Source organism: Pseudoalteromonas sp. TP27 (assembly GCF_056470645.1).
Map to the genome: position 1 here is coordinate 82,516 of NZ_JARDAK010000001.1, position 22,841 is coordinate 105,356.

20 protein-coding genes are annotated in these 22,841 nt (G+C 37.9%); 4 read left to right on the forward strand and 16 right to left on the reverse strand.

Translation table 11 applies throughout. The features are described from left to right. Positions 1-8: 8 nt before the first annotated feature. Genes sdhA through sdhC form a run of 3 tightly spaced genes read right to left on the reverse strand, consistent with a single transcriptional unit; the run spans position 9 to position 2,497 of the window. Positions 9-1,781 carry a succinate dehydrogenase flavoprotein subunit gene (gene sdhA / locus PX700_RS00370; RefSeq protein WP_197236961.1) on the reverse strand — a complete coding sequence of 591 codons (1,773 nt, stop codon included), beginning with the start codon at positions 1,779-1,781 and terminating at the stop codon, positions 9-11. Next, positions 1,782-2,129 (reverse strand): succinate dehydrogenase, hydrophobic membrane anchor protein, encoded by a 348-nt coding sequence (gene sdhD, locus PX700_RS00375; protein WP_007586873.1) that lies wholly within the window; start codon positions 2,127-2,129, stop codon positions 1,782-1,784. Beyond that, entirely contained in the window at positions 2,120-2,497 is a 378-nt protein-coding gene (gene sdhC / locus PX700_RS00380) for a succinate dehydrogenase, cytochrome b556 subunit (protein ID WP_076914908.1), read from the reverse strand. Before sdhC ends, sdhD begins: the two co-directional genes overlap by 10 nt. A 420-nt stretch (positions 2,498-2,917) precedes the next feature. Here sdhC and PX700_RS00385 point away from each other — a divergent pair, with 420 nt between their 5' ends. The 3 genes from PX700_RS00385 to PX700_RS00395 all read left to right on the forward strand — a co-directional run bounded on the left by PX700_RS00385 (position 2,918) and on the right by PX700_RS00395 (position 5,996). Further along, complete coding sequence (locus PX700_RS00385; protein WP_479519517.1) at positions 2,918-4,204, forward strand: citrate synthase; 1,287 nt, start codon at positions 2,918-2,920, stop codon at positions 4,202-4,204. A 115-nt stretch (positions 4,205-4,319) separates the two neighbouring features. After that, the gene (locus tag PX700_RS00390; RefSeq protein WP_479519518.1) at positions 4,320-5,546 is read left to right on the forward strand and encodes a SufS family cysteine desulfurase; all 1,227 of its coding nucleotides are present in this window, start codon (positions 4,320-4,322) and stop codon (positions 5,544-5,546) included. Positions 5,547-5,579: 33 nt separating this feature from the next. Then, positions 5,580-5,996 carry a SufE family protein gene (locus PX700_RS00395; RefSeq protein ID WP_197178148.1) on the forward strand — a complete coding sequence of 139 codons (417 nt, stop codon included), beginning with the start codon at positions 5,580-5,582 and terminating at the stop codon, positions 5,994-5,996. Between the two features lie 359 nt (positions 5,997-6,355). On the opposite strand, the gene tcdA is transcribed toward PX700_RS00395, so the two are convergent. Genes tcdA through PX700_RS00430 form a run of 7 tightly spaced genes read right to left on the reverse strand, consistent with a single transcriptional unit; the run spans position 6,356 to position 13,817 of the window. Continuing rightward, positions 6,356-7,153 (reverse strand): tRNA cyclic N6-threonylcarbamoyladenosine(37) synthase TcdA, encoded by a 798-nt coding sequence (gene tcdA, locus PX700_RS00400; RefSeq protein WP_479519519.1) that lies wholly within the window; start codon positions 7,151-7,153, stop codon positions 6,356-6,358. Continuing rightward, positions 7,154-7,834, reverse strand: coding sequence for a TIGR01621 family pseudouridine synthase (locus PX700_RS00405; protein ID WP_479519520.1), 681 nt, complete (start codon positions 7,832-7,834; stop codon positions 7,154-7,156). Then, complete coding sequence (gene kdsB / locus PX700_RS00410) at positions 7,831-8,592, reverse strand: 3-deoxy-manno-octulosonate cytidylyltransferase (RefSeq protein ID WP_479519521.1); 762 nt, start codon at positions 8,590-8,592, stop codon at positions 7,831-7,833. The genes PX700_RS00405 and kdsB overlap by 4 nt, the downstream gene beginning before the upstream one ends. Further along, positions 8,580-8,777: a Trm112 family protein gene (locus PX700_RS00415; protein ID WP_415636179.1), complete on the reverse strand. Its 198-nt coding sequence runs from the start codon at positions 8,775-8,777 to the stop codon at positions 8,580-8,582. Before PX700_RS00415 ends, kdsB begins: the two co-directional genes overlap by 13 nt. Next, positions 8,767-9,747 carry a tetraacyldisaccharide 4'-kinase gene (lpxK, locus tag PX700_RS00420; RefSeq protein WP_479519522.1) on the reverse strand — a complete coding sequence of 327 codons (981 nt, stop codon included), beginning with the start codon at positions 9,745-9,747 and terminating at the stop codon, positions 8,767-8,769. The genes PX700_RS00415 and lpxK overlap by 11 nt, the downstream gene beginning before the upstream one ends. Continuing rightward, on the reverse strand, positions 9,744-11,489 hold the full coding sequence (gene msbA, locus PX700_RS00425) for a lipid A export permease/ATP-binding protein MsbA (protein ID WP_415636181.1): 1,746 nt from the start codon (positions 11,487-11,489) through the stop codon (positions 9,744-9,746). Before msbA ends, lpxK begins: the two co-directional genes overlap by 4 nt. A 60-nt stretch (positions 11,490-11,549) precedes the next feature. Beyond that, positions 11,550-13,817, reverse strand: a complete 2,268-nt coding sequence (locus PX700_RS00430) for a DNA internalization-related competence protein ComEC/Rec2 (protein ID WP_479519523.1) — start codon at positions 13,815-13,817, stop codon at positions 11,550-11,552. Here PX700_RS00430 and PX700_RS00435 point away from each other — a divergent pair. Next, a complete protein-coding gene (locus PX700_RS00435) occupies positions 13,797-14,303 on the forward strand; it encodes a DUF2062 domain-containing protein (RefSeq protein WP_415636183.1) in 507 nt (168 codons plus the stop codon). The two genes, PX700_RS00430 and PX700_RS00435, sit on opposite strands and share 21 nt — an antisense overlap. A 279-nt stretch (positions 14,304-14,582) precedes the next feature. On the opposite strand, the gene PX700_RS00440 is transcribed toward PX700_RS00435, so the two are convergent. The 6 genes from PX700_RS00440 to pyrD form a co-directional block, all read right to left on the reverse strand. Continuing rightward, entirely contained in the window at positions 14,583-16,322 is a 1,740-nt protein-coding gene (locus PX700_RS00440) for a DUF3466 family protein (protein ID WP_415636184.1), read from the reverse strand. 11 nt (positions 16,323-16,333) lie between these two features. Continuing rightward, entirely contained in the window at positions 16,334-18,247 is a 1,914-nt protein-coding gene (uup, locus tag PX700_RS00445; protein WP_479519524.1) for an ATP-binding cassette ATPase Uup, read from the reverse strand. Between the two features lie 15 nt (positions 18,248-18,262). Next, positions 18,263-18,502, reverse strand: coding sequence for a glutaredoxin family protein (locus tag PX700_RS00450; protein ID WP_479519525.1), 240 nt, complete (start codon positions 18,500-18,502; stop codon positions 18,263-18,265). Then, positions 18,495-20,612: a bifunctional 23S rRNA (guanine(2069)-N(7))-methyltransferase RlmK/23S rRNA (guanine(2445)-N(2))-methyltransferase RlmL gene (gene rlmKL, locus PX700_RS00455; RefSeq protein ID WP_166419643.1), complete on the reverse strand. Its 2,118-nt coding sequence runs from the start codon at positions 20,610-20,612 to the stop codon at positions 18,495-18,497. The genes PX700_RS00450 and rlmKL overlap by 8 nt, the downstream gene beginning before the upstream one ends. A gap of 451 nt (positions 20,613-21,063) precedes the next feature. Then, complete coding sequence (locus PX700_RS00460; protein ID WP_415636186.1) at positions 21,064-21,594, reverse strand: cell division protein ZapC; 531 nt, start codon at positions 21,592-21,594, stop codon at positions 21,064-21,066. A gap of 120 nt (positions 21,595-21,714) precedes the next feature. Beyond that, positions 21,715-22,725, reverse strand: coding sequence for a quinone-dependent dihydroorotate dehydrogenase (gene pyrD / locus PX700_RS00465; RefSeq protein WP_415636187.1), 1,011 nt, complete (start codon positions 22,723-22,725; stop codon positions 21,715-21,717). Positions 22,726-22,841: the final 116 nt, after the last annotated feature.

A 22,841-nucleotide genomic window follows, 5' to 3' on the forward strand; every position in this document is an offset into this window, starting at 1 on the left:
TCTATCTCCTAGTAAACACGTGCTTTAGGTGGGAAAGCTTCACGCGTTTTAGGCGCATAGTTTACATCACGCTTGCTCATTTCATCCGTTACAGGATTAAATACTGAGTGACATAACCAGTTTTCGTCATCACGATCTGGGAAGTCAAAGCGAGAATGTGCACCACGGCTTTCTGTACGGAAGTTTGCAGCTACTGCAGTTGAGTAAGCTGTTTCCATTAAGTTATCTAGTTCAAGACATTCGATACGCTGCGTGTTGAAGTCTGATGATTTATCATCAAGACGAGCATGTTGCAGACGTTCACGAATTTCTTTAAGTTCTTGAAGACCTGAAGCCATTGAATCACCTTCACGGAATACCGAGAAGTTAAGCTGCATACATTGCTGTAGGTCTTTTTTGATTTGAACTGGATCTTCACCTTGGCCAGCCGTTGAATTTTCCCAACGATTGTAACGTGCAAGAGATGCTTCTAAGTCTGATTCTGAAGCCGCTTTAGATATTTCAACGTCATTCAGGTACTTACCTAAGAAGTTACCCGCAGCACGACCAAACACAACTAAATCTAGTAATGAGTTACCACCTAAGCGGTTTGCACCGTGTACAGATACACAGGCAATCTCACCTACGGCAAATAAACCTTGAACTACTGTTTCGTTGCCTTGAGCATCGATTTGTAGCGCTTGTCCATTTACATTAGTAGGAACACCACCCATCATATAATGACAAGTTGGAATTACTGGAATTGGCTCTTTAGCAGGGTCAACGTGAGCAAATGTTTTAGCAAGGTCACATACGCCTGGAAGACGTAAGTTAAGCGTTTCTTCACCTAAATGGTCAAGTTTTAACTTAAGATGTGGACCCCAAGGACCATCACAACCACGACCTTCACGGATTTCAGTCATCATAGAACGCGCAACAACGTCGCGAGACGCTAAGTCTTTTGCGTTTGGTGCGTAACGTTCCATGAAGCGCTCGCCATCTTTATTTAAAAGATAACCGCCTTCGCCACGACAACCTTCAGTTACTAGCGTACCAGCACCTGCGATACCCGTTGGGTGGAACTGCCACATTTCCATGTCTTGCATAGAAATACCAGCACGAGTTGCCATACCAACACCGTCACCAGTGTTAATGTGAGCATTAGTTGTTGATGCAAATATACGACCTGCACCACCAGTAGCTAATACAACTGCTTTAGATTTGAAGAAGGTAACTTCACCTGTTTCAATCTCAATTGCAGTACACCCTACTACATCACCATTATCGTTTTTAACTAAATCAAGTGCATACCACTCAGAGAATACATTTGTTTTGTTTTTAACGTTTTGTTGATAAAGAAGGTGTAATAAAGCATGACCAGTACGGTCTGCAGCAGCTGCAGTACGTGCGGCTTGTTCACCACCAAAGTTTTTCGATTGACCACCGAAAGGACGTTGGTAAACACGGCCATTTTCAAAACGAGAAAATGGTAAACCCATGTTTTCTAATTCAGTAATAGCTTCTGGTCCAGTTTGGCACATGTATTCGATAGCGTCTTGGTCACCGATAAAATCGGAACCTTTAACGGTATCATACATATGCCATTCCCAGTTGTCTTCGTGTGAATTACCAAGCGCAACCGTAATACCGCCTTGAGCAGATACAGTGTGTGAGCGCGTTGGAAATACTTTAGATATTAATGCACACGTTTTGCCAGATTCTGTAATTGCTAAAGCAGCGCGCATACCTGCACCACCCGCACCAATTACTACGGCGTCAAATTCACGAACAGAATATTTCACTTAAACACCCCATAATACAATTAGACCAATAGCTACGTAAGCAACTGCCATTAGGTTTAAAACAAAACCTAAAACTGCACGAAGCTTAGCGCACTTAACATAGTCTGTAAGAACTTGCCAAAGGCCAATGCGGGTATGAACCATAATGCAAACAAGGGTAATTAATGTAAACCCTTTCATTGCTAGGTTAGAGAAGAGGCCTGTCCAGGCTTCGAATGTGACTTCTGGCGTCGCTAAAAAATAGCCGATAATAAAAATCGCGTAAGCGCTGATTATTAATGCCGTGGTACGTAAAGATACGAAATCTTGTACACCATCACGTTTTAGAGTTGCTTGATTTAAAACCATATCCACACCCCTGCCAATACGGCAAACACAACACCAAGAGCCATTGAAACTTTAGCGCTGAGGTTACCTGATTCAAGTTCTTCCCAATGTCCCATATCCATAATCATATGACGGATACCACCGATAAGGTGATAACCTAATACAGAAACAGTGCCCCAAGCTATAAATTTGGCAATGAATCCGTTAAACAGACCCTTGACGAATTCAAAACTTTCAGCTGAAGAGAGAGACTCAGACCAAGCCCAAATGACAAACGTTAAAGCAAAAAATAATGCAACACCGGTGACGCGGTGAAAAATTGAAGCTTTAGCCGTTGCCGGCATAGATATAGTTGTTAGATCTAGATTTACAGGTCTTTGCTTTTTCACAGTTACTTGCCCATCTTTGCTCACAGTGGAGCTCATCTACTTGTTTTTCTAAAAACCCACCAAATATTACTGATGGAACTATCAAAATAAACGTACCAAAACAATTAAAGTTCACAAACCTGTAAATTTTAAGCTGTTAAGAATATGTTTACCCAAATACAATACGGTTTAAAACCACCGTTAGTATATATACCCAAAGGGCTTTTTACAATTCTTGTTTATTTAGAGATGTTTGCGAATTAGCCAATAGTATTATATTTAATTAATACCGAATATTTATTATACATATATGCATAATGTTTATAAAAATTGACTTTAGCCCCCTCTTTCACGTTAAAATGAGAAGATGTGCTTAAAACAGATTTCAGAACTTTAAAATCTAAAAATCAGAATAGATATCTTAATAGGAGATACATAACGATGGCAGATAAAAAAGCCACAGTCCATATCGATGGACTAGATCCAATCGAACTTCCAATTTATCAAGGCACTGCTGGCCAAGATGTAATCGACGTACGCACGTTAGGTTCACACGGTCACTTTACTTATGACCCAGGTTTCATGTCGACTGGTTCTTGTGAATCTGCAATCACCTATATCGATGGTGGTAAAGGTGTTCTACTTCACCGTGGTTACCCAATTGAGCAATTAGCTGAAGATTCAAATTACATTGAACTTTGTTACTTACTTTTAAATGGTGAGTTACCTTCTAAAGAACAATATGAAGTTTTTAAGAATGAAATCACTACAAGCACTATGCTTGACGAGAAGATTGCTAACTTTTTCCAAGGTTTCCGCTTTGACGCTCACCCAATGGCGATGCTGTGTGGTGTAGTGGGTGCATTATCATCTTTCTATCATGAAGACCTTGATATTACTGATGCTGAACAACGTAAAACAAGCGCAGTTAAGCTTGTTGCTAAGTTACCAACAATCGCGGCAATGGCTTATAAAACAAATATCGGCCAACCGTTTGTATACCCACGTAACGATTTAAGCTACGCAGAAAACTTCTTACATATGATGTTCTCTGTACCTGCTGAAGAATATAAAGTTAATCCTGTTACTGCTAAGGCAATGGACAAGATCTTTATGCTTCATGCTGATCATGAACAAAATGCATCAACATCTACTGTACGTCTTGCTGGTTCATCTGGCGCTAACCCGTACGCATGTATTGCTGCTGGTATTGCATCTTTATGGGGACCTGCTCACGGCGGTGCAAACGAAGCATGTTTAAACATGTTAGAAGAGATTGGTTCAGTTGATCGTATCGATGAATACGTAGCAAAAGCGAAAGATAAAGCAGACCCGTTCCGCCTTATGGGCTTTGGACACCGTGTTTACAAAAACTTTGACCCACGCGCTACAGTAATGCGTCAAACGTGTCATGAAGTTTTAGCTGAGCTTAATATCCAAGATCCATTGCTTGATATTGCAATGAAACTTGAGAAAATCGCGCTAGAAGACCCGTACTTTGTAGAGAAGAAACTATACCCTAACGTAGATTTCTACTCTGGTATTATCTTAAAAGCGATTGGTATTCCAACAAGCATGTTCACTGTAATCTTTGCAATGGCACGTACTGTTGGTTGGATCACTCACTGGGATGAGATGCTATCTCAACCTGGTCATAAGATCAGCCGTCCTCGCCAAATGTATACTGGTTACACTCAACGTGACTACGTATCAACTGACAAGCGTTAATTAACGTTGTTAGTTTGAAAAAGGCCGCTTTTGCGGCCTTTTTTATTAACCTGTGCTTGAGAAATATCATAAACAGATTACAATTCCTGCCTTTAAATGAAGATGTAGATGAGCCATGCCTGCTTTAAAGTTTGATATAAATAAAATTAGAAACGACTTCCCAACATTAAATCAAACAGTAAACGGCTGCCCGCTTGTTTATTTAGACTCAGCAGCAACCTCTCAAAAGCCTCAATCAGTGATTGATACAATTACTGAGTACTATACGTCTCAGAATGCTAATGTACACCGTGGCCGCCATACACTTAGCGAGCAAGCAACTTATTCATATGAACAAGTACGGGATAAAACTGCACAGTATTTCAATGTATTTAGTAAAGAGATTGTATGGACTAAAGGTGCTACAGAAGCCATTAACTTGGTCACCAATGGTTTAAGAAATCGACTAGACGAAAATGATACCATCGTCATATCTGTTCTCGAGCATCACGCCAATATTGTTCCTTGGCAGATACTTAGCCAACAAACAGGTGCTAAGTTGGTTACGCTTCCACTCAATGAAGATGGTACGCTTGAAACAGAACAATGCTGTGAATTTATAAAGCAAACAAAGCCAACCCTATTCGCTATTACACAAGCGTCTAACACACTAGGTAATATCACTAATTTAAAGCCGTTAATTAAAGCTGCAAAAGAGATAAATTCACTTGTTTTAGTCGATGGCGCACAAGGTGCACTGCATTTAAAGCCCGATTTACGTGAATTAAACTGTGACTTTTATGCCTGCTCAAGCCATAAAATGCTCGGCCCAACAGGATTAGGTGTGCTTTATGGTCGATATGAAGAACTAAACGCTTTAGATATATACCAATCAGGTGGAGAAATGATCGATAAAGTTTACTTAACTCACAGTACTTATCGTCCTGCGCCCGCAAAATTTGAAACTGGAACACCAAATATTTCGGGGGTTTTAGGCTTTGGTGCTGCATTAGATTATTTAAATAAATTAGATCACGCACAAATGCGACAATATGAACAAAAATTATTTAGCTACGCTGCCCAAGAACTAGTTAAGGTCGAGGGTATTACAATATACAGCAACCTATCTGACAATATTGGTACTCTCTGCTTTAACTTAAATGATGAACATCCTTATGATTTGGCAACTTTACTTGACGGATTTGGGGTCGCAGTTAGAAGTGGGCACCATTGTACACAACCATTAATGACGCATTTAGGGCTTAATGGAACGCTGAGAGCGAGCTTTTCTTTTTATAATACCTATGAAGATGTAGATATATTCATCGATTCACTTAAAAAATGCATCGCTTTATTAGACTAAACGTCACTTTAATAGAATTAATTAGGATAACTCATGACAAATACGTTTAACAAAGTTACAGAATCTATAAAAAATGCCCCCGCTTGGCAGCAAAAATATCGTGAAATAATGCTTTTGGGCAAAACTTTACCTGTGTTACCCGATGTTCTAAAAACTGATGACGCACTTGTGCCTGGCTGTGAAAGCAAAGTATGGATGTTTGTTGAATTTGATTTAACAGAAAATACACTTGTTGTAATTGGTGACTCAGATACACGTATAGTAAAAGGGTTATTAGCCGTTATTTTAGCGCTTTACAATGGGCTCACACCAGAGCAAGTGGTGAATAAAAATGCGTATGAAGAATTTGAAAAGCTCGGCCTTATAAGCCACTTAAGCGCATCACGTGGTAATGGTATTAAAGCCATGGTTGATAAAATACAAACCATGGCACAACACAAGCTTAGTTAACCAGGGTCTGTTGATCTTTCAAGGTTAAATTTGCAGCAGTCTGTTTGGTATTTAGGCAAGGCAGAGCCTATGCAGTGTGGCTATTCCCCATAAATGGGCGATAACGTAGCATTAATGCCAAACAGGCGCTGTCCAAAGGTTCTTCCTAGGGGCTATTTACTCTTTGTTGCCTACATGGATGTAGGTAAGGGGCGTGAGCAGGACGCGGAAGCTTTGCTCGGTTTTTACTTATTCTTACATGGATGTAAGCCAGTAGAATAACGCAGGAACAGTTATCGAGCCCACTAGGTAACAAATCTCTTGCCGCGATTAAATAGCCCCTAGTTTGAACAAATTTAATCCGCAAAGATTAACAGACCCTAGGCTTGCGAGCGTTGTTTTTTATCTAGGTATTTTCGTACGGCTTTTGCCGCAACAAAAAAGCCGAAGCTTCCTGTGATCATAGTCACAGAGCCAAAGCCATTATTACAGTCCATATTCATCGTGCCATCAGCACTTTGCTTTGCATGACATACACTGCCATCGCTTCCTGGGTAAACCAATTGCTCTGTAGAGTAAACACAGTCAATATTAAACTTACGCTTAGGGTTATTACTAAAGTTATACTGCTTGCGTAAAATATAACGTACTTTTGCAAGTAATGGATCTTGTGTAGTTTTTGCTACATCACCAAAGGTTATTTGGCTAGGGTCAGTTTGCCCGCCAGCACCACCGGTTGTAATTATAGGTAGCTTATTGCGTTTGCAATGCGCTATTAATGCCGCTTTTTCTTTAACTGCATCAATACAATCAATCACATAATCAAAATCTTGAATATGCTCTTGAATATTATCAAGGGTAATAAAGTCATCTATTACATTAACTTGGCACTCTGGGTTAATGAGCTCGCAGCGCACTTTCATTGCATCTACTTTAGCTTGGCCAATAGTGCCAGTTAAAGCGTGAATCTGCCTATTTACGTTAGTCGCGCAAATATCATCCAAATCAATCAATGTTATTTTACCGACACCTGTCCGTGCAAGTGCTTCAGCAGTCCAGCTCCCTACACCACCAATACCTACAACACAAAAGTGTGCATCTTGAAGCCATTCAAATTGTTGATGACCATATAAACGTTTAATTCCGCCAAAACGTATATCTGTAACTTTTTCGCTCATTTACCAATCCAGTTGCCATGGCGTTTGCCATGCTTGAAAATCTTGATGTTTAATTAACGCTAAATACTCATCACCACTATCAGGTAATAAACTAAGCTGTATTTGCTCACCTTGCCATAAAAAGCTCAAAGCATATGAATGTAAATAGGTACGATTTGAAGACGTACCCGAGTACATTGCATCGCCTAAAATAGCTGAGCCTACACTTTTTAGTGCCACTCTTAATTGATGCGTCTTTCCAGAGTAAGGTTTTAAAATATACCCTCTAAACCCAGCTTTATAGCTTAAAGAATAGAACCGAGTAATTGCAGGGTTAAGTTTACTCGTTAGTAACTTAAACGAGCCACGGCGAGATTTAGCCATATCGCCTTTAATCCAACCTTGCTTCTTTTTGGGTTTAGCATCACTAATCGCTAAATAGAATTTATTAATCGCATGCTCTGTAAACATCACAGTAAAAGCAGCCGCAGCGGCTTTATTTCTGGCTAAAATAATAAGCCCTGATGTCACTTTATCTAAACGATGAACAGCATAAAGCTTTTGCGATAATTGCTGCTCAGCTAAAACAACAAAGCCGGGCCCCTCTTCTGAATGAAAATTAAGACCCGCGGGTTTTTCTAAAATATAAAAATCGCTATGAGTGAATACGATTTTTAATATTTTATTTACTTGTTCACTCACGCGCTTGTACTTTTAATATGCGCTATCACCTTCGCTAAATCATCAGCCGTATCAACTCCAGCATGGGGTGCTATTTGAGCTTGCTCTATTTTGATTTTATAACCATGATACAACACACGTAACTGCTCAAGCGATTCAAGTAGCTCAAGTGGCGATACGCTCAATTCTATATATTGTTTAATAAAACCCGCTCTGTACGCATAAATACCTACATGGCGCTGGAACGTTGCTAAATTAAGAGCACTGCTGTCATTCATCATTGTGCTTCTATCAAACGGAATACTTGCACGAGAAAAATACAGCGCATTTTTATTTATATCACTCACCACTTTAACGGCATTAGGATTAAATACTTCATCACGCTCTTCAATAGCAACACTTAACGTTGCCATTGGTGCTGTTGAATCACTTAACAGTGTAGCAACTTGAGATACATTTTCTGGCGCAAGTAATGGCTCATCGCCTTGTACATTAACCACAATTGTATTGCTGTCGAGATTAAGTAAATCAACTACTTCGGCTAAACGCTCAGTACCCGATTGGTGATCTTCGCGAGTCATTACAACATCACTAGTAAATAAACTTACTGCATCGAATACTTTTTGATGATCGGTTGCTATAACCACTTTGCTAGCACCTGATAAACATGCTTTTTCGTAAACATGTTGAACCATTGGCTTACCGCAAATATCAGCAAGCGGCTTACCCGGTAGTCGAGTTGATGCAAAACGTGCAGGAATTACAACTACGAATTCCACTTTTCAACCTCTTCTAAAGATAAGTCACGTGCTTCGTTTTCAAGCAATACAGGAATATCATCTTGAACCGGATATGCAAGCTTAGCTGCAGTGCTAATTAGTTCGTTGTTTTCTCTATCAAAGCGTAATTTTCCCTTACAAACTGGGCACGCAATAATCTCGAGTAGTTTTGAATCAAAGGCCATTGAGTATTCCTTTTTCTTTTAATAATGAATTTAATGTGTTTATTACGCTATCGGAAGGCTCTGCATCTACAGGTAAATAATACCAATTAGGTTTTGCAAAGGACTTACATTTAACCGCGTCTTTTTCGGTCATTATAATGCAATCATCGCCAAACTGGGTAAAATCATCTGCTGTATAAGCATAATGATCTCTAAAATGATGGGTCGACAATAACTTAATATTTTGTGCTTCTAATGAGTTTTCAAACCGTTTAGGGTTCCCAATTGCACTTATTGCATGTGCCTCGCTTACGTTGCTTTTTGCATCATCACTTGAATTAACTAAGCGAAGGTTACTTACTTGCAGCACATAGCTATTATTAGCCTCACCGCCATTTTCAATTACTATATCAACGCTTTGTAAGCGCTTAGTGGTTTCGCGTAGTGGCCCTGCAGGTATAACAAAGCCATTACCAAAGCGGCGTTCACTATCAACAATACAACACTCAATGCTACGAGGCATTTTATAATGCTGCATCCCATCATCAGAAATAATGATATCTAGCGTATAGTTATTCTCTAATAAATCGATATTGTGTTGTCTATTAGGGCCAACTGCTATTGGGCACTTTAAACGATGATATAAAAGCACAGGTTCATCTCCAGCTTGTTGGGCGTCAACAACTGAAGTGACTAACAATGGGTAATTATCTGATTGCCCACCATAACCTCGACTAATAATACCCACTGATAAACCTTGCTCGGTCAAATACTCATACAACCACAAAACAAAAGGTGTTTTACCATTGCCGCCTACACTTATATTGCCGACTACAATAACAGGCGTTTTACACTCAAATGATTTAAGGATTTTAGTGCGGTACAAAAATTTACGAAATGACGATACAACCCAAAACAAAGCACTTAAAGGCAATAACAATAAAGTAATTAGACCAAATGGTTTATACCAGCTTTGCTCTATTTTGCTCACGCCTGATCACCAAACTGCATTTTGCAAAGTGCTGAATACGTACCGTCATTTGCTAATAAGCTATTATGATCACCACTTTCTATCACACGACCGTTATCAATAACATAAATTCGGTCACTGTTTTCAATAGTAGATAAGCGATGCGCAATAACAATTGAGGTTTTGTCTTTCATTAGCGTTTCTAACGCTTGCTGAATAAGCTTTTCAGACTCTGTATCAAGTGCTGAGGTTGCCTCATCTAAAATCAAAATAGGTGCATCTTTTAATATTGCACGCGCTATCGCTATTCGCTGGCGTTGACCACCTGAGAGCATTACTCCATTTTCGCCTACCATGGTGTTTAATTGCTCTGGTAAGTCTTTAACAAATTCCCACACGTGCGCTTGTTTGGCAACTTGCTCTAACTCTTCAGCAGATACATCATGCTTTATGCCATAACAAATATTATTGGCAATCGTGTCGTTAAATAACACGACTTGCTGAGACACTAAAGCAAATTGGCGACGTAAATCTGCTAATTTGTAGTCTTGTAGTGCTATACCATCAAGCAATATTTCACTCGGTAGCTCTAAATCATAATAGCGTGGTAATAAGTTAGAAATTGTTGATTTACCAGAACCCGAGCGCCCTACTAAGGCAATACTTTCACCTGCCTTAATCGTTAGCGACAAATCGTTTAATACGGCTTCATCTTTAGTTGGGTACTTAAAGGTTACGTTCTTAACTTCAATTAAACCTTTAACTTTATCAACCGAAACAGTGCCGGTATCTTTTTCCATCTCTTCATCTAAAACTAAAAATATACTTTGCGCTGCAGAAATGCCTCTCTGCATATCACTGTTTACATTGGCAAGTTGTTTTAGCGGGCGAAGTAACATCATCATTGAAGCAATTAATGCCATGAAGTCACCAGAGGTAATTGTATCAATCATTGATGGCAACGACACCGCCCACAATATAACAGCCATAGCGCTTGCCGCTAAAATTTGAATAATAGACACGCTAAGCGCTTTAGTAGCATCCATTTTAATACGTTGCTGACGGTTATGATTATTAATTTTCGAGAAGTGATTAATCTCTTGATCTTGACCACCAAAACCATGAATTACTTTATGCCCACTTAACATTTGTTCTGAACTACGAGTAACTTGCCCCATAGCCGATTGAATATTTTTTGAAATATGGCGAAAACGTTTAGAGACAACGGCGACAATAATAGCAACAAGTGGGATGATCACTAAAAATATCAGTGATAATTTCCAGCTGGTATAAAACATAACTGCTAGTAAAAATACAACAAATGCCCCTTCACGGACTACTATTAACAGCGCTTTAGTAATTGCTTGTTGAACTTGTTCTGTATCAAAGGTAATTTTTGAAATTAAATCGCCCGTTGAATTTTTGTCATGAAATGACACAGGTAAATGAAGTATGTGCTCAAATAACTCTTGGCGTAAAGAACGTACAACTTGGGAGCCTACATAACTTAAGCAGTAAGAAGACATAAAGTTAAAAACACCACGTCCTAGTACTAACGCGATAACGACAAAAGGAGCGTACTTTAAAACTTCTGTATTACGCTGGTTCAAACCTTGATCAATAAACGGCTTCATTAATTGAATAAATAAAGCATCCATTGCTGAATAGCCTATCATCCCAATAATTGCGACAAATGCGACGCTTTTGTAGGTGCCAACATACGAGACAAGACGTTTATAAATTTGTGTAGTACTTTGATCCATAACACTCTCTAAATACAGTAACAATCTGTATTGTATCCTCCGATGAGATAAAACTAAACGTCAATCTTTGATAAACCAGTAACTTTCCTGCCCTCTTGCTGTTTCTATAGCCAAATTCTTTGCATAAAATTTAATACTAATTTGCCCTGCAACGCCTGTCGTAAATTGCTGAGCATTTATTTGGTTATAACGTTCGACGACAAGAGGCTTAGGGAATTCCCACTGTCCTTTATAGGCACTTGAGTGAATGACTACTTGGGGAGCAACATTGTTAATGAAATTAACGCTTGAGGATGTATCGCTGCCATGATGCGGGCTTAACATTACTGTACTTTTCAACGATTTATTATCCGCTAATAGCGATGCTTCACGCGCATTTGATATATCACCAGTAAGTAGTACGCTATAGGTATTATCTGACACTCTAACAACACAAGAGTCATCATTTTCATTACCAAACCCTTTTGTAGTAAAGCTTTGTACTTTTAATCCAGCAAAATCAATGTTTATGACTTCACATACATTTTGGGTGTTTTTAGGATGGAAATACTTTAATGCTTGTTCTAATCCAGCATCAATAAAATGCTGTAATCCTCCAGCGTGATCATTATCTTCATGGCTTAAAATTGCTGTTTTTACTGTTAAATTATTTGCTTTTATATAAGGTAATAAGATACTTCGCGTGCGGCTAAAACGATTAAAATAACTGGGGCCAAAGTCATATATAAATGCTTGATTATCCTTCTCGATTAACACCATGAGTCCATGACCTACGTCAAATACATGAAGTTGCCACTTTGGCTTTTCTGTTAACCAATGATCTAATAAAAGCGTTATTGCTGGAATAAAAGCGAGCCATTTATAAGGAAGGAAATAAATCATCAACATAATAATATAAGTAAAAACGACAAATATTGGCTCAACTCTCCCTGTTGTTATCCACCTTAACGATTCAGGGATTTCGTTAAGCAACTGAAATAACGTATATAAACCAGTATCAAATAGATTTATTAAAAAGCCTATATCTAAAAGCATACTCAATAGTGTAAAAACGATTAAAAATGGCAAAATAATGATTGAAAGCAGCGGTATTGCTATTAAGTTTATTATTAATCCCGCAATACTGACGCCATTAAAAAAATAGAGTGAAAGCGGTAGTAAGCCAATAAATAACGCTATTTGTATTACAAACAGTGCAATAACTTTATTTTTTACTCGTGTATTTAGTATTGGTAATTTATTAATAACTGTAAAAATGATAGCGACTGCTGAGAATGAAAAGTAGAGTCCTGGGTTGAGTAAATTAAATGGGTTAATAATAAGAACAATAACTAAGGCAAATAAAATACTACGCCAACGCAATGGCTGCTTAGCTAAAAAGTACAGTAATAGATAACATCCGAGCATAATGAGCGCTCGCGTTGCCGATACTATAAACTCACTTAAGTATACATAAACAAAGGCAGCTAAAAATCCGAATAAACTGTAATAAAGAGTAAGGTTAGATGATTGCCCAATTGATAAATTAACTCTTAAAACTATGAATCGAGTAAATAGATAACCGAAGCTAAAAATCAAACCGATATGTAACCCCGATATAGCAAGTAAATGACTCAACCCAAGAGACTGCATTAATTGTTTATCAGCGTAGCTCATCAATGACTTATCACCACTGAGCAATGCGTAATAGAGCCACTGTAATTCTGTATCCGCATAGGTGTTTTTGATAAAGTGTTGGTAATCTAAAATGATACTTTGTTTATCGCTATTTATAATATCAAGGTTTTTATTAAGCACTTTGCCTTTAAATAATATCCTATTTATAAAAGCATAACGTTCATTATCAAATACATTAAAATTTTTATTACTACGAAAATGTTTTAAATGAATCAACGCAGAAAACTCATCACCGATTATTAAAGGCTGCACTGAATTAATGCTGAGCATTGCTTTAGGTGCTCTAAAGTCTGAAAAATGGCTCCCTTCTAATGCGACTATTTTAACTTTTATATACTGAGGTTTTTTGCTAGAAATAACTTCTTCAATTACCAAAGTCGATTCTAGTGCATACTTTTCGTTCGGTTTTGGTATTTCAAAACTATAAAATAGGTAAAAATGCAGTCCAACAAAGCAAATTGCGCAAATAAAGCCTAACAATACGTTTGAAAACGGCTTAAAATAAGCGCTCATTATTACAATGAAAATTGTGAATACTGTAAATTCGAGAGTTTGATAATAAAATACGGTTGCTATAGAGCCAATTACAAACCCAAGACTTATCCACACTGATGTAAATGGTTGCTTTAAATGGCTAAAAAAACGATCCAAAGATTTTTACCTGATCCAAATAAAATTAGACATCATAAATCACTAAGAATATTTGGACGCCTTTTACAAGATGCAAATCTTTGGCATTTAAATAGACGCTCTGCTCGAGGTGCATTTGCAGTCGGGTTATTCTTTGCTTTCATCCCTGTTCCTTTTCAGATGGTTTTAGCCGCAGCAGGTGCTATATTATTTAGAGTTAATTTACCTATTTCAGTTGCTTTAGTATGGCTTACAAATCCTTTAACTATGCCACCTATTTTTTATGGCTCGTATTTAGTGGGTACGCTAATACTTAATCAACCCGAACAGCATTTTGTATTTGAAGCAAGTTGGTCTTGGTTTTTAGAAAGCATAGAAACTATTGGCCCCGCATTTTTACTTGGCTCATTGGTGTGTGCTTCAATTGCTTCAATCATCGGTTATTTTGGTATTGATATTATTTGGCGCCGCTCTGTTAAAAAAGCATGGTTAGCACGCAATAACTAGTAGCGTTAAAGCTAAATAATAATTATAAGATTCACGGCAACCCTAATCTTATAAAATATTATAGACGAAAAAAAACCAACTTATTAAGTTGGTTTTTTTAATCAATATTAGTAATACCAATCTGCTTATATATGGGGTCTATTTAACGTTAAGAAAATTACGCTAGAACTAGGCAAAAATTTTTGTATCTAGTTGTTCTAAATAAAAAATTTTTAACGACGTTATAGTGCAATTTAATTCGTTAAATTGATCAAAGATTTATGCAGATTGGTATAAGCTTTAAAAACGAAATACACGTCTTAAGCCAACGAGTGGTAATAACAATAATGTATACCAAGGGAAGCTAGCAGAGTTACGCTCATAGACTTCAGCCTCTGGCGGAGCACAGTCTTCTACTTCACCATTTGCGATTGGCGTTAGTTTAACTGCAATTGCAATGCTCTCATATTCAATTTCACCATTAACATCAGTTACTACACCACCTAAAGAATCTAGCTTTTCAACTGTCTTAGTCGCAGTGCCAAATATTTCATTATTTTCGTTAATAGATGTGGCTTCGGCCATTGTATAAGCGTAATTAGTTTCGCCATCGGTGTCAAAGCAAGGCAGTAAATCGTTTAAATTAGTGATTTTATCTTCACCAATTTTATAAATAAACGCTTCTTTACGACGTGTATTATCAGAAACCCCCACTTCACCTTCGCCGACAATATAACCTTGATTATTTATATCGTTGCCGTAAGAGCTTGAGCTTGAAAAATAATCATTTGGAAATACAGTACTACCAGTGGCTATGTCATGATAGAAAAACTTATTACGAAGTGTGCCTTCGATTGGCTTAGTCGCATACCCTGTAATTACTTCATTATCATTAATAGCAACTGATTTTCCTGCCTGCCAGTCATCTTCTTGATCAATAAAATCAATAACTGCACCATCTTTAAAGTAAACTGGCATTGTAAGAATCGTATCGTCATTTTTGTAATAACGCGTATTCGATGAACCTACAATTGTACCATTACTATTTACTGCTAAAGCAGTACTTGTAAAAGCGTCATCTTCAGTTTCACCTTCATCAGGTGTAAGCGCTAAACCAAGCTCTTTAACAGAAATAACATTCAGTGATTCATCAAGTTCCCATTTAACAGCACGCTTATTGAATACACCAAACGATGAACTCGATAAATTAATGCATACTGATGTTGGTTCGTCTTCATTATCACAGTTATCATCAATATTATCTTGTCTGTCGTCAGGGATACTTGTAGACATATTACCTACAACAGTATAACCACTATTGGTTTTAACAATATCGTTAGCACGACTTGTGCCGCCGTATTCATTAAACTCTGGTTCTAATGGAACATTGATCATGCCATCAGCGCTTATTACAATCCCACGTTCTATAAATTCATGAGTAAACCATGTTTCTGCTTCATCATCGCCATCGGGTGTAAAAGATACTTTATTGTAAGGAGCACTACCCCAACCTACTGTTACACCATCTTCACTGACTGCATTAAAAAGGTTAGTCGTAGAACGTGTTAGACCATCATAGTCAACAGATTCAACATCAAATATTGGTTGCTCTGTAACTTGTGTATCATTGTACTTTATACCAACTAATGAGCTTAATTTCTGATATTCAAAATTTGTAGAAATTGAAGATAAAAAACTAACCATGAAAGTATGCGCATCAGCATTAGTGAACACTGCATCATTATTTTCAATGTCATCAAGTGTAAATGTAATCTCTTTATCACTTAATTCAAATGCAGCCTCTGTATTATCGTAGCTATTCTCAATAATACTTTCAGTAAAATCTATATAGCTGATATCAATAGGTAAATTGTATAAACCATTTGCGAAACCAATGATATGCCCGCTTTCGCTTACATCTGTTACATAAGAGTATTTAGCGTCTTCAAGAGTCCCTAATTCACTTAACTGGTACGTTGCGCTTGTTGCTGTAGTGCTTAATGTCGCTAAAATACTAGCAGCGAGTAATTTATATTTCATTTTAGTCCTTACTACTGATTCTGTAATTCTTCAAGTTCTTCCCAGCGCTCAAGGGCAGCTTCAAGGTCAGACTCAAGTTGTGCTAAATGGTTCAATGCTTTAGTTGTGACATCACTCTCTTGTTTAAAAAAGTCTGAGTCACTCACTACAGCTTGTTGAGCTTCAATTTCAGCTTCTAGTTTTTCCATTTTATTCGGTAGCTGCTCTAATTCAAGTTTTAATTTGTAAGAGAGTTTATTTGTCTTAGCTGCAGGTTTAGCAATTGGAGCGACTACTTTTTCAACTTTTTTTACTGGTTGCTGCTGAGTTTTTTTTTCTTGTTCAGCTAAATAGTTAACGTAAGCCTCATAATCGCTATAACCACCTACGATATCTGTTACTTTACCATTACCTTCAAACGCCCATACACTAGAACATGTATTATCAATAAATTCTCGGTCATGGCTTACAATAAGCACTGTACCTTGGTATTGATTAATGATGTCCTCTAGTAATTCTAACGTTTCAATGTCCAAGTCATTTGTTGGCTCATCGAGAACAAGTATATTAGACGGTTTTAAAAATAGTTTTGCTAACAATAGTCTATTTTTTTCACCACCAGAGAGTGCTTTTACCGGTGTACGAGCTCGTGCAGGCGGGAATAAGAAGTCTTGTAAATAACCTAAAACATGACGCGAGCGACCGCCCATCATCACTTCTTGTTTACCTTCGGCAACGTTATCTTGAACAGTTGCTTCTTCATCAAGCTTTTCACGGTATTGGTCAAAGTAAGCAAACTCTAAATTAACACCTTGTTTAGTTATACCGCTATCAGGTGCTAAATTACCAAACATTAATTTCAATAGTGTTGTTTTACCAATACCATTTGGACCTACTAGGCCGATTCTGTCGCCACGCATTACAAGTGTTGAAAAATCATCAGCAATAACTTTGTCTTTAAACGCATGACAAAGGTGTTGAGCTTCAAATACTAACTTACCAGAGCGGTCTGCTGTTTCAATATTAAAGTCAGTTTTACCTACTTGATCAACACGTTGCTTACGCTCCGTACGAAGCTGCTTTAACTCACGAACTCTACCTTCGTTACGCGTTCTACGTGCTTTAACGCCTTGGCGGATCCACGTTTCTTCTTCAGCTAAACGCTTATCAAATAATGCATTTTGAGCTTCTTCAACTTTTAAATCATGCGCTTTTTGTTCTAAATAAGTCGCATAATCTCCAGGGTAGGATATTAGTTTACCGCGATCTAAATCTAAAATACGCGTAGCAACAGCGCGAATAAACGCACGGTCATGCGATATAAATACAATACCGCCTTTAAATTCTTTTAAAAACTGTTCAAGCCACATTACACTTGCCATGTCTAAATGGTTTGTTGGCTCATCAAGCAGTAATAAATCAGGCTCACTAACCAAAGCACGTGCAAGTGCCACTTTACGTAGCCAACCACCCGAAAGCGATTCAAGCTTAGCGTCTGGTGTTAGTTCTAATTGTGTTAAAACCAGTTGAATGCGGCTATCAAAACGCCAACCATCTACTGCTTCTAATTGAGTTGATAAACGCTCAAGTTTGTTTAATAGCTTATCGGTACACACTGTTTGCAACTCATTACTTACATGATGAAAATCAATTAGTAAGTTTGCAATCTCAGGCATACCCTGCGCAACGTAATCAAATACGGTGCCGCTTGCGCCTTTTGGTGGATCTTGTTCTAAACGAGAAATTCTGATCCCACCTAGCTGATTTATTTCGCCATCATCTAAAACAACTTGTCCATCAAGTACTTTTAATAGTGTTGATTTACCCGCGCCATTTCGACCAACAACACACACCCGTTCGCCACTTTCTATAACGGCGTCTGCTTTGTTAAGTAAAGCATGTGTACCAAAAGCAAGTTGTGCTTTTAAAATTCTAATTAAATCCATAGTTCTTATTTGCTCTTATTCTGCTTGTGCAAAAAACTCGTGCACAGTGTGTAAAGTAAAAGGCCAAAATAATTGAGCGCCTTTTTCACTTTTTAATACAGGAATAGTAATTTGATACTCAGCAATAAGCTGCTCATCAGTCATAATATCGATTAGTAATAACTCACTAGTATCACAAAGTACCTCAGTGATAAGTTGCTCAGCGTGTTCGCACAAGTGGCAACCATCAGTGTGATATAAAACCCATTTAGCCATGCGTAATTAGCCAGCTATTATGGATTTTTTTATTACGTTTAAAGTCGGGTGATAATGTTTTATCTGAAATATTAACGGCTTTTAAACCTAAACCAATCAGGCCAACTTCATCCATTACAAAACCACGTTTGTTATTAGAGAAAATCAACGTACCTGAAGGGCTTAAAATCTTTTTAACCCAGGTTAATAATTTAATATGATCGCTCTGCACATCAAATGCATCTTTCATACGTTTTGAGTTTGAAAACGTAGGAGGATCTAAAAATATCAAATCGTATTGCGCCGTTGCATGCTCTAACCATTTTAAACAATCTGCTTGTTCAAAACGGTATCGTGTATTACTGATACCATTTAAGTCGAAGTTATCTTGACCCCATTTTAAATAAGTCTTTGATAGATCAACTGTTGTAATCGCTTTAGCGCCACCAAGTGCAGCGTGTACAGAGGCCGTACCCGTATATGCGAATAGGTTTAAAAAGCGTTTATCTTTAGCGTTTTCTTGAATGTAGCGGCGCATTAAACGGTGATCTAAAAACAAGCCCGTGTCTAAGTAGTCAAATAAGTTAACTTTAAACTTAGCACCAAACTCTTCAACAACCATAGTCCGGTTTTGTTTGGCCATGGCTGTATATTGATCTTCACCTTTTTGCTTTTTACGTACTTTTACAGCAATGTTTTCAGGTGAAATCTCAAGCTGTTGAGCTGTTAGACTGATTACGTCTTGCAGGCGTTTTTCTGATGTCTTTTCATCAATTTCTTTAGGCGCTGCGTATTCGAAAATAACCGCAGAATCACCGTAAATATCTACAGCAACATTGTATTCTGGAATATCAGCTTCGTAAACGCGATAAGCCGTAATCTCATTTTGCTTAAGCCAGTTTTTCAAACCTTGCTTATTCTTTTTTAAACGATTTGCAAATGACGTTGAGCCTTCAAAATTAAGCGCTTTTTTGTCATCTGTCGTTAGGCTTACTTGCTTATCATCTAATTGATATAAGTTAAGTTCTACATCAAGCGGGCCATTTTTAAACTTATAACGCTTAAGGCGCACAAGTTTTAAAAGTTTAAATAAGCTCTCGTCCATACCAAGTAAGGCAAGTTTCCAGTGATTAAAGTGCTTTTTAAAGCCAACACCTAAATTACGATGTAAATCAACAAGCTCAGCCATAGAGCCAATACGCTCACCATACGGTAAGTTTGAAATTACAACACCCGGTAATTTAGCAACAGCGGTAAGTTTAGTAGCATCACTTTGCTTAAATTTAATAACATCATCAAGCTCAGCACGTTTAGCATTATCAATTGCTTTACTTAATACTTGCTCATCGTAATCGTGGCCAATTAACCACAATTTAGGATCGGTGATATTAGCAAGTAACTCTTCTTTAAGTTCTTTAAACTTTGCGGCTCTAAAACTTGGTAGGCGCTCAAAAGCAAAGCCTTCACGGAATAATCCAGGCGCTTCGTTTCGTGCCATACCCGCAGCTTCTATCAAAATAGTACCCGCACCACAACATGGATCAAATAAAGGCTGTTTAACATTATCAAGCCAGCCACTGCGCTTAATTAACGCGGCAGCTAAATGCTCTTTAATTGGCGCTTTACCTTGACCTTGGCGGTAACCACGTTCAGACAAACGAGGGCCTGAATAGTCAATATACATCGATACGCCATAACGGTTTAGTCGTGCTACAACGCGCACATTAGCGTCTTGTTTATCAACGTTAGGTCGTTGCTCGTATAAATCATTAAAATAGTCAACAATCGCATCTTTTATTACAAGACCCGAAAATTGCGTGTTTTTTAACGAATCGTTAGTACCATTGAAGTCGACAGCGAATGTTTGCGTAGGCCCAAACCATTCTTGCCAAGGTTGCGAGCGCGCAAAATTGTACAGGCTATTCTTGTCATCTACGCCTTCTTTTTCTTCAATAAGCATAAGCACACGCGTTGCAAAACGACTTGATAAACAAACCTTTTGCGCCAGTAATGAGTCAGCCTCAAAACGAACAGAACCAACAGTTTGCTTGGACACGGTTGCGCCAAGTTCTGCTAGTTCATCAACCAATAAATTTTCGATTCCGATAGAAGTAAGTGCGATAAATTGCAAAGTAATAACCCTTAATAGCTAATTGCGCAGGATTATAACATAGGTTGAGTGACAAACACGCCATAAAGACACGCTTAAAACTTAATTTTGATGAGGGTCTGTCGAACTTTCAAGGTTGAATTTGCAGCAGTCTGTTTGGTATTTAGACAAGGCAGAGCCTATACAGTGGGGTTATTCCCCATAAATGGGCGATAACGTAGCATTAATGCCAAACAGGCGCTGCCCAAAGGGTTCTTCCTAGGGGCTATTTACTCTTTGTTGCCTAAATGGATGTAGGTAAGGGGCGTGAGCAGGACGCGGTAGCTTTGCTCGGTTTTTACTTATTCTTACATGGATGTAAGCCAGTAGAATAACGCAGGAGCAGTTATCGAGCCCACTAGGTTACAAATCTCGCGCTGCGATTACATAGTCCCTAGTTTGAATAAATTTTAATCCGCAAAATTCAGCAGACCTAGGCGGTTTGACTTTGATATTGCTGATTTAGGATGGGGTGCACTCGATTATTCAAAATACGGATTACTTCAAATTGCGCTAAAGATAAGTTTTCGTCTAATTTAAAGGTTTCACTTAAATTTAAACAAATGGATGCATCAGGGCAATGCTCTACAATTAAAAAATCACCCGATTGCGCCTTAGAAGTTAGTTTAACTATTGCTTCTACACTTGGCTCTGTACCAGTGTATTCTTGGAAAAACCAACTTTTAGCTAGTACAGGTTTTAAGTGGTATTTAACGGCGGTTGCATTTAATGATATTTGACAAATTTGAGCTGCTGACCACAATTCAAAACCATCTAAATAATTATAAACTTGTTCGTAAAAGGCAGCATCTTCAAGGCTAAAACGTGGATTTTTAAAAACAGAATCGGTGAGCTGTCTTAATTTATAGGGCGTGCATAATTGCATGTCGTCATTTAAATCAAGTAACAAACGATTTTTATCAGGACAAGCAATCCACTGCCATTGCTTTGATGCTTGTAACATTTGCTCCTCCTTGGGAATGTTTAATAATTATTATTATTTAGAGTATAACCGCTTTTGACCATTTATAAAACGTTTGCTTAGAACATTTATTGAACGATCAAAAGCTTAGATAACTGATCCTTATAAGCCGTTAACGATCGACTTTACCAATTGTGGACCTTTGTAGATGAACCCAGTATAAACCTGGACTAAATTTGCGCCTGCATCTAACTTTTCTTTTGCAGATGTAGCATCGTCAATACCACCGACTCCGATGATTGGCAACTTACCTTGTGTTAAGCGCTTTAACTCACTTACTATCTCTGTAGAGCGCATTCTAACAGGGTTACCTGATAAACCGCCCGCCTCTTCTGCATATTGCTGCCCGATGACTGCGGCTCGTTCAAGCGTTGTATTGGTGGCAATTACACCATCAATTTTATTATTTAAAAGTGACTCACTTACTTGCTGTATTTGTATTTGATCTAGATCCGGTGCAATTTTTACCAGCATTGGAACCTGTTTGTTATGCTTTGCAATTAAATCTAACTGTTCATTTTTAAGACTTTGTAATAAATCATCAAGCGCTGCACCGTATTGTAAATCACGAAGTCCAGGTGTATTTGGCGATGAAATATTTACTGTAATGTATGAGGCGTGCTCAAATACTTTACGCATACAGTGAATGTAATCATCTTTACCTTGCTCATTCGGCGTATCTTTGTTTTTACCTATATTAATACCCAGTACGCCGCTATATTTAGCTGCTTTTACATTTTCAATTAAGTTATCAACGCCTTTGTTATTAAAACCCATACGGTTAATAATTGCGTTTGACTCTGGCAGCCTAAAAATACGTGGCTTGTCATTACCTATTTGAGGACGTGGCGTAACTGTACCTACTTCGATAAAACCAAATCCCATTTGGCTAAAAGCATCAATACATTCTGCATTTTTATCAAGGCCAGCAGCAAGCCCTACAGGGTTTTTAAATTCAAGACCCAAAAAGTTTACGGGTTTATCTGAAACACTTTGTGACCAAGCTAAATTTAGAGGCGTATTAGCAAAACGACGAAGATTATTAAGTGCAAACTCATGCGCCCACTCCGCATCACGGGTAAACATAAAACGGCGAGCTAAATCATAAAACATCAATATAATCCTCTTTTTAAATTTCAGACAAAAAAATACCTCAGACAAGGCTGAGGTATTGTATAACAATTTTAACAATCAGTTATTTATTTACTAAACAAATAACTGATTAAAGC

Coding starts and splice junctions, on each gene's coding strand:
- sdhD (WP_007586873.1), bottom strand. CDS start 2,129: ATGGTTTTAAATCAAGCAACTCTAAAACGTGATGGTGTACAAGATTTC.
- PX700_RS00385 (WP_479519517.1), top strand. CDS start 2,918: ATGGCAGATAAAAAAGCCACAGTCCATATCGATGGACTAGATCCAATC.
- PX700_RS00390 (WP_479519518.1), top strand. CDS start 4,320: ATGCCTGCTTTAAAGTTTGATATAAATAAAATTAGAAACGACTTCCCA.
- PX700_RS00395 (WP_197178148.1), top strand. CDS start 5,580: ATGACAAATACGTTTAACAAAGTTACAGAATCTATAAAAAATGCCCCC.
- tcdA (WP_479519519.1), bottom strand. CDS start 7,153: ATGAGCGAAAAAGTTACAGATATACGTTTTGGCGGAATTAAACGTTTA.
- PX700_RS00415 (WP_415636179.1), bottom strand. CDS start 8,777: ATGGCCTTTGATTCAAAACTACTCGAGATTATTGCGTGCCCAGTTTGT.
- msbA (WP_415636181.1), bottom strand. CDS start 11,489: ATGGATCAAAGTACTACACAAATTTATAAACGTCTTGTCTCGTATGTT.
- PX700_RS00435 (WP_415636183.1), top strand. CDS start 13,797: ATGGCTAAAAAAACGATCCAAAGATTTTTACCTGATCCAAATAAAATT.
- PX700_RS00440 (WP_415636184.1), bottom strand. CDS start 16,322: ATGAAATATAAATTACTCGCTGCTAGTATTTTAGCGACATTAAGCACT.
- uup (WP_479519524.1), bottom strand. CDS start 18,247: ATGGATTTAATTAGAATTTTAAAAGCACAACTTGCTTTTGGTACACAT.
- PX700_RS00450 (WP_479519525.1), bottom strand. CDS start 18,502: ATGGCTAAATGGGTTTTATATCACACTGATGGTTGCCACTTGTGCGAA.
- PX700_RS00460 (WP_415636186.1), bottom strand. CDS start 21,594: ATGTTACAAGCATCAAAGCAATGGCAGTGGATTGCTTGTCCTGATAAA.
- pyrD (WP_415636187.1), bottom strand. CDS start 22,725: ATGTTTTATGATTTAGCTCGCCGTTTTATGTTTACCCGTGATGCGGAG.